At 70.6% G+C, this 10,217-nt stretch carries 12 protein-coding genes; 5 read left to right on the top strand and 7 right to left on the bottom strand.

The features are described from left to right. Positions 1-144: 144 nt before the first annotated feature. Positions 145-978: a hypothetical protein gene (locus ACFV4F_RS10120; protein WP_380501456.1), complete on the bottom strand. Its 834-nt coding sequence runs from the start codon at positions 976-978 to the stop codon at positions 145-147. Positions 979-1,167: 189 nt separating this feature from the next. Continuing rightward, a complete protein-coding gene (locus ACFV4F_RS10115; protein ID WP_380501454.1) occupies positions 1,168-1,737 on the bottom strand; it encodes a hypothetical protein in 570 nt (189 codons plus the stop codon). 113 nt (positions 1,738-1,850) lie between these two features. Between ACFV4F_RS10115 and ACFV4F_RS10110 the strand changes: the two genes are divergently transcribed. Continuing rightward, positions 1,851-2,870 (top strand): LD-carboxypeptidase, encoded by a 1,020-nt coding sequence (locus tag ACFV4F_RS10110; RefSeq protein WP_380501452.1) that lies wholly within the window; start codon positions 1,851-1,853, stop codon positions 2,868-2,870. A 97-nt stretch (positions 2,871-2,967) separates the two neighbouring features. Here the strand turns inward: ACFV4F_RS10110 and ACFV4F_RS10105 are convergent, their stop codons facing one another. The 4 genes from ACFV4F_RS10105 to ACFV4F_RS10090 form a co-directional block, all read right to left on the bottom strand. Then, positions 2,968-3,660: a class I SAM-dependent methyltransferase gene (locus ACFV4F_RS10105; RefSeq protein WP_380501450.1), complete on the bottom strand. Its 693-nt coding sequence runs from the start codon at positions 3,658-3,660 to the stop codon at positions 2,968-2,970. A gap of 37 nt (positions 3,661-3,697) precedes the next feature. Continuing rightward, positions 3,698-4,210, bottom strand: a complete 513-nt coding sequence (locus tag ACFV4F_RS10100; RefSeq protein WP_380501448.1) for a hypothetical protein — start codon at positions 4,208-4,210, stop codon at positions 3,698-3,700. Between the two features lie 298 nt (positions 4,211-4,508). Next, positions 4,509-5,750 carry a glycosyltransferase gene (locus ACFV4F_RS10095; RefSeq protein ID WP_380501446.1) on the bottom strand — a complete coding sequence of 414 codons (1,242 nt, stop codon included), beginning with the start codon at positions 5,748-5,750 and terminating at the stop codon, positions 4,509-4,511. Positions 5,751-5,997: 247 nt separating this feature from the next. Next, the gene (locus tag ACFV4F_RS10090; protein WP_380501444.1) at positions 5,998-6,444 is read right to left on the bottom strand and encodes a nitroreductase family deazaflavin-dependent oxidoreductase; all 447 of its coding nucleotides are present in this window, start codon (positions 6,442-6,444) and stop codon (positions 5,998-6,000) included. A 335-nt stretch (positions 6,445-6,779) separates the two neighbouring features. On the opposite strand from ACFV4F_RS10090, the gene ACFV4F_RS10085 reads away from it, so the two are divergent. The 3 genes from ACFV4F_RS10085 (at position 6,780) to ACFV4F_RS10075 (ending at position 8,650) form a co-directional block, all read left to right on the top strand. Further along, positions 6,780-7,247, top strand: a complete 468-nt coding sequence (locus ACFV4F_RS10085; RefSeq protein ID WP_380501442.1) for a hypothetical protein — start codon at positions 6,780-6,782, stop codon at positions 7,245-7,247. Positions 7,248-7,584: 337 nt separating this feature from the next. Then, the gene (locus ACFV4F_RS10080; RefSeq protein ID WP_380501440.1) at positions 7,585-8,154 is read left to right on the top strand and encodes a GNAT family N-acetyltransferase; all 570 of its coding nucleotides are present in this window, start codon (positions 7,585-7,587) and stop codon (positions 8,152-8,154) included. Between the two features lie 67 nt (positions 8,155-8,221). Further along, complete coding sequence (locus ACFV4F_RS10075) at positions 8,222-8,650, top strand: VOC family protein (protein WP_380445034.1); 429 nt, start codon at positions 8,222-8,224, stop codon at positions 8,648-8,650. Between the two features lie 73 nt (positions 8,651-8,723). Here the strand turns inward: ACFV4F_RS10075 and ACFV4F_RS10070 are convergent, their stop codons facing one another. Beyond that, a complete protein-coding gene (locus ACFV4F_RS10070; RefSeq protein WP_380501438.1) occupies positions 8,724-9,620 on the bottom strand; it encodes an MBL fold metallo-hydrolase in 897 nt (298 codons plus the stop codon). A 108-nt stretch (positions 9,621-9,728) separates the two neighbouring features. On the opposite strand from ACFV4F_RS10070, the gene ACFV4F_RS10065 reads away from it, so the two are divergent. Then, positions 9,729-10,163: a MarR family winged helix-turn-helix transcriptional regulator gene (locus ACFV4F_RS10065; RefSeq protein ID WP_380501436.1), complete on the top strand. Its 435-nt coding sequence runs from the start codon at positions 9,729-9,731 to the stop codon at positions 10,161-10,163. The last annotated feature ends 54 nt before the right edge of the window (positions 10,164-10,217 follow it).

Genomic DNA, 10,217 nt, shown 5'->3' with positions numbered 1-10,217 from the left:
CCCCAAAATCGGGGGCAAACCCCCCCCCCCAAATCCCCGTGGCTAACAAAAAAACATAACCCACCCCCCTCTTTTCGTTAACCCGCGGGGGTTCGGTGGTACGGGGCCCCCCCCCACTCCCCACTCCGTATCGATCCCTTCGGCTCAGTCCTTGCAGACCACGTTCGCGCGCACTTCCGGGTGGTCCCCCGAATAGTTCACGGACTGGGCCAGCCAGCCGTTGCCCCAGAAGCTGGACTCGTAGATCGCCGTCCCGACGGCGATGGCGCCTCCGCCGGTGACCATGCCGGTGGGGCAGTACTTCAGGTCGTGGGCGGTCCCGTGGCTGAACGGGAGTTTGGTGCCGTCGCCCCAGTAGTGGTGATGGGGCGAGGTCGAGCAGATCACGAAGGGCCGCAACTCCAGGGGCCTCCCGGACGGGTTGTTGATGTTGTAATTCCAGGTGTTGTTCGCCTCGTTCCCATCGGCGAAGGACCCTTCGACATCGATGACCCCGAGGTCGACGAGCCCGCCGCCGCCGGTGGCGTACTGGCCGGCCGGACAGGTCGCCGAGAGACCGCCCTCGCTCCGAGGTACAACCGTGACGGGGCCGTTGGAGATCTGGGTGTGCGGCTCCCTGGAACAGATCACCGTCGCCCACAGGGTCGCGTCGACGTCCGATTCGCCGTCCACCGTGACGACCCAGCCGTTGCCACGCGGGTAGGAGCTGATCATCTGCAGGGGGTTGTCGTAGGGAGAGACCTTCGGTCCGCCACCGGTCGGCGTCTGGCCGGCCGGACAGGTCACGGTCGCTTCGTAGAAGACGTGGACGTTGCTCTTGGGCACGGCCACGGGATCGCCGATCACCTGCGTGAGCGCCTCCGCCAGCGCGGCGGACGGGCTCGCCGGCGGAGGGCCGGGCTCCCGGGCGACCGCGGGCGGCGCGGCGAGGGAGAGGATCAATGCGATCAGTACGGTCAGGGCCCGCGTTCTTTTCAACGCTTCCTCCGGGGACGGGGACGGGACGGGCAGGAGTGCTCTCCCGTATCCCCTCTGCTCCTGCCTCCGGTCGTCGGGCCGTGGTCCCTCACTCGGATGATTCGAACAGATCACTCCGGCGCCTCGCCCGACCGCCCGTCACCGTCGAACGGGGCGAGCTTGGTGTGACCGGGCTGCCAGTCAAGATCGTCAGCGTCGGGCGAGGGCCGCAGCCACCAGCATTCCGCCGGCCAACAGCGCGAGGACGGCCAGCGAGAGGCCCAGGATCCGCGCGCCCGCGACGTACCACCGGGTCGGTTTGAGGCCCAGGAGCTCCGTGGCCCACGGTGAGACGTACCCCGCGCCGTGGCGGCGCACCGCGTCGGCGATCAGGTGCCGGACCTGGTCGTCGACCCGCAGGATCATCCGCCCGGCCGACCGGTCCACCAGGGACACGAAGACCGGTTGGGCGCCCCTCGCCATCCCCTCCCAGGCCCGCACGGTGGCGAGGTCGTGCAGGTCCACCGCCCGCTCGCCCGTCCAGCTGCGGGCCCGGGCCGTCCCGCCGGCCACCCGCACGCTCTTCGGCCGCGCGATGACCGCCTCCAGCAGGGTCGCGGGCCCGAACACGGCCATCAGCCCGGGCACCAGCATCGCCCCCGAGCGCACGAAGGCCGGCCCGACCACCAGCGGCGGCACCGCGATTCCCAGCACCACTACGGACCACCCGACGGCGAAGAACACGCGCCGCCGTCGGACGGCGTCGGTCGAAGCATTCACCGCGCCAAGGTAGACCCGCCGACCGGCCCGGCACCATGGCCAGGCAGGATCCCGGGGCGGCGGACCGGCGAAAGTCGCGTGACCCCACCGGCGGCACCGGCGACACTGACGCCATGACTGGTTCCGCACCGCCTCGACTGCTCCGACCGCGTGCCCTGAGGCCCGGAGACCTCGTGGTCATCGCCTCGCTCTCCGGTCCCCTGCCCGCCGCTTACGAACCCAACGTCGAGCAGACGGTGGTCGTGCTCCAGCGGATGGGCTTCCGTGTGCGTCGGGCGCCGCTGCTCGAAACTGGACGCAGCCATTGGTGGAGCGCGGCCACGCCGGCGGAGATCGCCGGTGAGCTCAACGGTCTTCTGCGGGATCCCGAGGTGCGCGCGATCGTCGCGAGTGACGGCGGTCAGACCGCGCTCGGCTACCTCGACCTGATCGACGTCGAGGCGATCCGGGCCGACCCCAAGCCGATCCTCGGCTACAGCGACATCTCGCTGCTGCACCTGGTGCTCTACGCGCGCACGGGCCTGGTCGGGTTCCACGCCGACATGGCCGTTCCCGGCTTCGGCGGGCACTGGCAGTCCGCACCCGTGGCGCGCCGGGCGGAACTTGAGAATCTCTATTCCAGGCTGCTGACCGGTACCGAAGCGATCGGCGCGCTGCCGGCGAGCTCGTCGTGGGAGTGCTGGCGTCCCGGTCGTGCCGAGGGCCGGCTGATCGGCGGGGTGATCAATCGCATCGTGCTGGCGCAGGCGACGCGTTTCGCCCTCCCGCTCGAACGGTTCGACGGCGCGGTGCTGTTCTGGGAGGAAATGGGCGGCCTGGCCTCCCACGTGTGGAGCTACCTGCAGGTGATGCGGCACTCCGGCATCCTCGACCGGATCTCGGGCATGGTCGTGGGCGTTCCGCGCGAGATCGTCGGACTGGAGCCCGGCGCGTCCCCGACCCTGCCCGAGATCGTCCTCGACGTCCTCGGCGACCGCGACATCCCGGTCCTGGGCAACGTCGACTTCGGGCACGCCGGCCCGAACCTGCCGATGCCGGTCGGCATCCGCGTCGGCCTCGACGCGCAGCAGCGGACGCTGTCGCTACTCGAACCGGCGGTAGGGCCGCCCGCGACGACGGGACCGGTCGGCTGAGCACCGCGGATCAGCGAGCCGACGCGTCGAGCGTCCGCCCGGTTTCGCATTTGACGTCCACTCATACCCGAAGATGGCGTTTGCCGCTGCTCGTTCCCTATACCGCGGTGCGGTGATGGGTGCCGGCGGCTGTCAGCGGCGCCCGTGACCCGTCCGGTCGGCATGGCGCCAGCCGGGCGTAGTAGGAGAACGGCGGGCCGATCAGCCGGGTCACGTGGAGCCCCGCGGCATTGGCATGGCGAGCCAGGGTGGCGCGCCGCACCTGGTGCCGGTCGAAGAACTCGCCCACCACGATCCGTCCGTTCGGCTTCACCACCCGGCTCAGCTCCGTCAGCGTCACCTCCGGCTGCGGGATCTCACCCAAGGCCGTCACCAGGTAGGCGGCGTCGAACACGGAGTCCTCGAACGGCAGGTGGTGGGCGTCCGCCCGGGTCGGCGCGATGTTGGTGAGACCGCGCTGTGCGGCCCGGCTCATCACGTGGTCGAGCATCTCCTGCTGGACGTCGACGATGTCGAGTCGACCGTCGGTACCCAGTTGCGGGGCGGTCTGCAGAGCCTGCAGGCCCGTGCCCGGTCCGACCTCCAGGACCCGCTCGCCCTGACGCAACTCCAGCATCGAATCGAGCCGCTCCTGGCTGAGCAGCGGCAAGGGCAGGTCGAGGAGCCGGCGCTGCGTGTACGGGTAGGGGGCGGAGTCGAACGCCCACCAGGACAGGGCCGCGGTGCCGGCCGCCGCCGCGGTCAACCCCCATCGCGCTCCGGGGCGGCCGAGTGCAGTGCGAAGATTCATGATCAAGAGTCCTCTGTCGTGAGTACGTGACGGCTGGTCAGACAGGCTGTGCTGTCGGAACGCGGAGCGCCCGCCAGGCGACGAGGGCACAGACCACCGCAAGGGGTAGTTCGGCGAAGCACGCCATGGCCAGCGCCACGGCGAAATCGCTGCCGGGCCCCGCGGTCACCGGGTCGAACCAGGAGTCGACCAGCAACAGCATCGACGTGGCCGCAGCAGGCAGGGCCCGGCGGGGATCGCCACGAGCGGCCAGGACCCCGGTGGCGATGAAGCCGAGTGCCTCCATGGCGTCCAACCCGGCCCAGGCGGCCGACCAGTGCACAGCAGTCGCTGTTGACGGCAGGGTGGTGCAGAGCACGAACGCCCAGGCGAGAACGGCGACTCCACAGCCGATGAGTGCCGACTCAGGCCACCGGCAAGGGCTACGGCGCCGGTGCTGCGCGGGCTGCTTGCCCGCAGCGGCGCGCTCGCGGGTCGAATCGGGCAGCGCCTTCGCCGTTGATCGCTCGATGACGCTGTACTTCTTTGTCGTGTCGCGAAGATCGATCATCGGTGCATTCCTCATGGCCATGAACCTAGGAACGGACCACGATCCACCGCGTCGGCTGGCGGATGTCACCTCTTCCCAGCCCGTCGGCCCGGGAGCGTATCCGGCGTACATCCCCGGGGCGACGCGCAGAGCCGACGCCACTGAATACGATCTCCGTATGGAACGGCTTCTCCAGCGTCTCGCGACATCGAGCCGACCGTGAGCACGCCGGTGGCACCACCCGAGGGTTCGAAGCCCTCGGGCGGTGCCACGATGCACGAGCCGATCCGGCGCCCACGACCTCGCAGGCGCCCGACAGTCACCCGACAGCCGGGCCTTGTACGGGCCGGCCGGCCGCCTCCAGCAGCAGCTTCGCCGCCACCGTCGCCCCGTCCGCCCGGATCGTGCCCGCCACGGCCTTCGCCCGCTCGGCGACCTCGGGCGTCAGCACCACCCCCAACGCCGCCGTCAGCGACTCCACCGTCGGCGCCGGCCCCTGGTGCGCCGCGCCGATCCCCAACTCGGCCACCCGCCCCGCCCAGTACGGCTGGTCCGCGATCAGCGGCACGATCACCTGCGGCGCTCCCGCCCGCGAGGCCGTCGTCGTCGTGCCCGCGCCGCCGTGGTGCACGACCGCCGCCACCCGCCGGAACAGCGCCTGCTGGTTGACCTCCCCGACCACGAAGCAGTCGTCGCCGTCGTCGACCGCCCCCAGCCCGGCCCACCCGCTCCCGACGACGACCCGACGCCCGTACGCGCGGCTCGCCTTGATGACCGCCCCCGCCACGTCCTTCGGCGCGTACGAGGCCATGCTCCCGAAGCCGACGTACACCGGCGGCTCGCCCGCGGCCAGGAACGCCTCCAGCTCGTCCGGCAGCGGACGCTCGTCCGGCAGGATCCACGCCCCGGTCTGCAACAGATCAAGGTCCGTCATCCCTTCCGACGGGCACAGCACGGCGTCCGCCGCCAGCCAGGGCCGGTCCCCGAAGACGTGATCGCGGACGTTGTCCACCGGCGGCAGCCCGATCCCGGCCCGCCCACGGTTGAGCGCCTCGCCGTACAGGCCGTTCACGCGCTCGCCGTCCTCCCGCCACAGCACCCGGAGGTCCGTCTCCCCCTCCGACAGCGGCGGCCCCGGGCGCCGACCCGGCCGGAAGTGCGGCGACGGGATCCCGGCGATGTGGAAGCACGCGAACACGTACGGCACGCCGAGCTTCTCCGCCACGTCCCGCGCGCCCGCCGGCATCAGCCCGGTCGCGAGGATCGCATCGCACCCGTCCTTCGCCGCCGCGGCGAGGGTCTCGAACCGCGCCTCCACCAGCGCCGGCGCCAGCCGGAAGGCGTCCTCGCCGGTCGGCGGCTTCGGGTTGGCGACGATCGACTTCACCGTCGGCCCGAGCGGCACGAGCGGCACGCCGACCCGCGCCAGCAGGGCGACGAAATCGTCGTCCGCGGGCGCGCAGACCGCCGCCTCCGCCCCGAGCCGCTGCAATTCCACCGCCAGCGCCGCCAACGGTTCGACGTCTCCGCGTGATCCCCAGCTCGTCAACAAAACGCGCATTTCCCGGCTCCCGTTTCCGCAGGTCATGGCCTTGAGACCGACGATTGTGCGGCACACCGGGGGCCTTGCGGCAAGCCCCCCGATGCGTTATATCTTGATAGTGGCGAGGAGAATATTTCTTCTCGCCTTTTCCGTGCCCACTGGACCTCCGGATAGGGCTTCCAGCAGGGGACGGACGCGAGGGGGCGCGGTGGAGCGACGGAAGCTGATCGGGATCGGTGCGGGGCTGTACGGCTAGCCTCCGGTCCTACCCGTGCGAGGGCTCCAGCACGAAGACGGGGATCACGCGGTCGGTCTTCTCCTGGTATTCGGCGTACGGCGGATACGCGGCGACCGCGCGCTCCCACCACTCGGCCTTCTCGGCTCCGGTGATCTCACGGGCCGTCATGTCCTGGCGTTCGGGCCCGTCCTGGAGCTCCACGTGCGGGTCGGACTTGACGTTGAAGTACCAGACCGGGTGACGCGGGAAGCCGCCCTTCGAGGCCACCGCCGCGTACCGCCCCTCGTGCTCGACGCGCATCAACGGGGTCTTGCGGATCTTGCCGCTCTTCGCACCGCGCGTCGTGAGGATGACGACGGGCAGGCCCGTGTCCCAGAGCGTCGTTCCCTGCGTGCCGCCCGAACTCTCGTACAGCTCGACCTGCTCGCGCACCCACTGCGCCGGACTCGGCTCGTACTCGCCCTCAAGAGGCATCGCGTTCACCCCATCGTCACGTCATGAAGTGTGGTGTCCGACAGGCAATGCCCGCTCCGGCCGGAGGCACCCCCAGCTGAAGAAGCCTATCGGGTCCTACGCGCGTGTTCGCGTCACGGGCGGTGGCCGTTCGGTGGTGTCACAAGCACGTGGGCACGGCCTCGTGAAGGCCGCGCCCACGTGGCCGTGCGCACGCTCGACCTACTCCGGGTGGTCAGGCCCTCCTGATGGTGTACGCGATGCCGCTGCCCACGCAGTTGCTGGCGCCCTGCGAGCTCGCCACGACCCACCCCGCCGGGACCGGCGAGAAGGAACAGACGATGGCGTAACGCAGGTTGGCGGTGTTCACGATGATGTACGCCACGCCGGTGCCGACGCAACCGGCGGTGCTGTACGAGCTCGCCACGACCCACCCCGCCGGGATGGGAGACATCGAACACGCGGTGACGTTGGTCCGGTTCGCGGTGTTCGCGATGGAGTACGCGACACCGGTACCGGCGCAACCGGCACTGCTGTACGAAAGCGTGATCACCCACCCCGCCGGAATCGGCGACATCGAACACGTAGTGGCGGCAGTCCGGTTCGCGGTGTTCGCGATGGAGTACGCGACACCGGTACCGGCGCAACCGGCACTGCTGTACGAAAGCGTGATCACCCACCCCGCCGGGATGGGAGACATCGAACACACGGTGGCGCCGGCCTGCCCGGTCACGTCCACGATGGTGAACGCCACGCCGGTGCCGGGACAACCGGCGCTGCTGTACGAACTCGTGATCACCCACCCCGCCGGAACCGGTGAGTAGGAGCAGATGGTCCCGCCACCGGCGAGCCGCTGCGGGGCCGCCTGTGCTTGCGCGGTCGCGGCGGTCATCACGCCCAGGAGCATGAGGACGACCGTCACCAGATGGGGTATGCGGTTCCGTACGGACTTCAAGGCCGGCCTCGAATCTTCTCGACGCTCCACGACCACGCTGGTGTGGCCGAAATGAACGATTGGCACACGGTGCATTCACCGTAGCTGAGATAGTGTCAGAGTTGCTCCAGGGCCGCCACCGTGCAACGGATACCGGCGTTCCGAGGGCCCCGGCCCATGGGCAAAGCAGTTGCCGGAAGCCAGGTCGCCCTGCTCGAATCGCCGTCGTGAACGCCTACCTGCGCACCGACCGCCTGACCCTCCGCCGCTTCACCCCCGCCGACCTGGACGACCTCGCCGCGCTGCACGGCCACCCCGACGTCATGCGCCACATCGACGACGGCCGGCCCGTACCCCGGACCGCCGTCGAACGCGAACACCTCCCCGCCCTCCTCCGCGAGTACGACGAACTCCCGGACGGCATGGGCTGCTTCGCCGCGGTCGAGACGTCGTCCGGGCGCTTCCTCGGCTGGGTCTCGCTCCGCCCCGCGAGCAGCGTCGGCCTGACCGGCGGCGACACCGAACTCGGCTACCGCATGCTGCCGTCCACCTGGGGCCGGGGCTACGCCACCGAGGGCGCGCGGGCCATCGTCCACCACGCCTTCACCGAGCTCGGCGTCGAGCGGATCGTCGCCACCACGATGACGGTCAACACGGCCTCCCGTCGCGTCATGGAGAAAACCGGGCTGACGCACGTCCGCACGTTCTTCGAGGAGTGGCCCGAGTACATCGAGGGCGCCGAACACGGCGACGTCGAGTACGCGGTCACTCGCGAAGCGTGGGCCCGGGGCCGGTAGACCACGGCGCCAACGCACCTGCTCCGGCCGAGGAATGAGCAGCCGAGCCCCCTGTTAGGGTGCGCGCATGTCATCGATCAAGCAGTTCCAGGTCACCTTCGACTGCGCGGAGCCCGAGCGCGTCGGCCGCTTCTGGTGCGAGGTACTGGGGTACGCGGCAGCGAATCCTCCGAAGGAGTTCGCCACTTGGGACGACTACGAGAACTCCCGCTCCCCCGAGGAACGGGGTTCGTGGTTCGCCTGCACCGATCCGACCGGCGTGGGCCCGCGGCTGTACTTCCAGCGCGTTCCCGAGGGGAAGGTCGTCAAGAACCGGGTGCACCTCGACGTGCGCGTCGGCACCGGGCTCGTGGGCGAGGAGCGCCTCGCCGCACTCGAAGCCGAGTGCGCACGACTGCTCCCGCTGGGCGCGGTACGCGTGCAGCTGCTGTACGACGGCCACGACTCGTGCATCGCGATGCAGGACATCGAGGGCAACGAGTTCTGCATCGACTGAGCGTCCTGCCGGACCGCACACCCCGGAGATCCCCGAGCCGACCGCTCGGGGATCTCCTTCGTTCCGGGACGGATCAGGCGTCCACGGGCTGCCAGGCCGGGCCCTCCCCTCCGGCCTGCACGCGCCCGAACACGACGTCGGCGAAGTGCACGCCGAAGCCGATCGTGTCCGGCTCGGCCAGCTCGGCGACCAGGCGGCGGCGGTTCTCGGCGGTCCGGGCGAGGTCGTGGTCGAAGCCCGAGGACCACTCGGGGTGGTCGATCTGGATCGGCGAGTGCACGGCGTCGCCGAAGGCGATCAGGCGCCGGCCGCCGCCGGTGATGACGTACTCGGCATGCCCGACTGTGTGGCCCGGGGTGATCCGCACCTGCACGCCGGGGAAGACCTCGTCGCCGTCCGAGACCGTCCGGACGTGCGGGGCGAGGGCCGCGGCCTGCTCGGCCGTCAGATCCCCGCGCCCCTCCCACTCCGGCCCGGAGATCAGGTAGTCGGCGCGGGCGAACGCCGGCCGGTCGCCCTCGGGGGTGCAGGCCCAGCCGAGGTGGTCGACGTGGAGGTGGGTGAAGGCCACCGCCTCGATGTCCTCGGGGGCGCGGCCGAGCCGGGCCAGGTTGTCCAGGAGCGCGCCGCCCCGGATCGAGTGGAGCGGGCCCTCCGGGAGCTCCAGCGCCCTCGGGCCGACGCCTGTGTCGATCAGCAGCGCCCGGCCGCCGTGCTCGACGAGCAGCGCGCCGACGCTCCCGACGAGGTTGCCCGTGGCGTCCAGGTACTCGGGGTGCGCCGCCCACACGTCCTCCGTGGTGTCCGGCAGCATCGCGAGCGGCCGGAGCCGCACGTCGCCGTCCGGCACGTACGACACCTTCGTGTCGCCGAGCCGTATCGAGCGGATGTCCGACGGCCGGCTCAGTCGCGCGGCGTCCTGCTTCGTGCTCAAGTCCACTGTGGTTCCTCTCCCCTGATGGCCGTTCATCGGCCCGGCGCCGCGCTCCCCGCGGCGACGGAGATCACCATAAGCATCAAGTTCGAATCATTCAAGCTCAAAATATTCTGGCTTGACGGACTTGCTAGGATGGGGGGCATGACGACGTCCCGGGCCCAGGAACCGCAGGCCATCGCCGAACGACAGCTGTGCGGCATGGTCAACGGACTCGCCCAGCGCATCGGCGAGCACGTGCGCGAGCACGCCGCCGCCCTCGGCCTCACCGAGGCCCAGGCGACGGCGCTGCGCGAGATGACCGGGCCGATGACCATGCGCGAGCTCGCCGAGCGCATGAGCTGCGAGCCGTCCAACGCGACCTTCGTCGTCGACAAGCTCGAGAAGCAGGGCCTGATCGAGCGCCGCCCCCACCCCACCGACCGCCGCGCCAAGCACCTGGTGCTCACGTCCGAGGGCACCGCGATGCGCGACCGCCTCCTCGAACTCCTCGCCGTCGGCTCCCCGTTGGCGGCCCTCGGCCCGGAGGAGCAACGCGTCCTCCACGGCCTGCTGAAGCAGGCCATCACCCGGTCGTAACGCGCCTGGAGGGGCGGGGGAAAGACCCCCGCCCCTCGTCATGCCCGCCGTGCA

The sequence above is a fragment of the Kitasatospora sp. NPDC059722 genome, assembly GCF_042733235.1.
GTDB lineage: Bacteria > Actinomycetota > Actinomycetes > Streptomycetales > Streptomycetaceae > Kitasatospora.
Note: the sequence above shows the minus strand (reverse complement) of the source record. Positions and strands in the feature narration are given on the sequence as shown.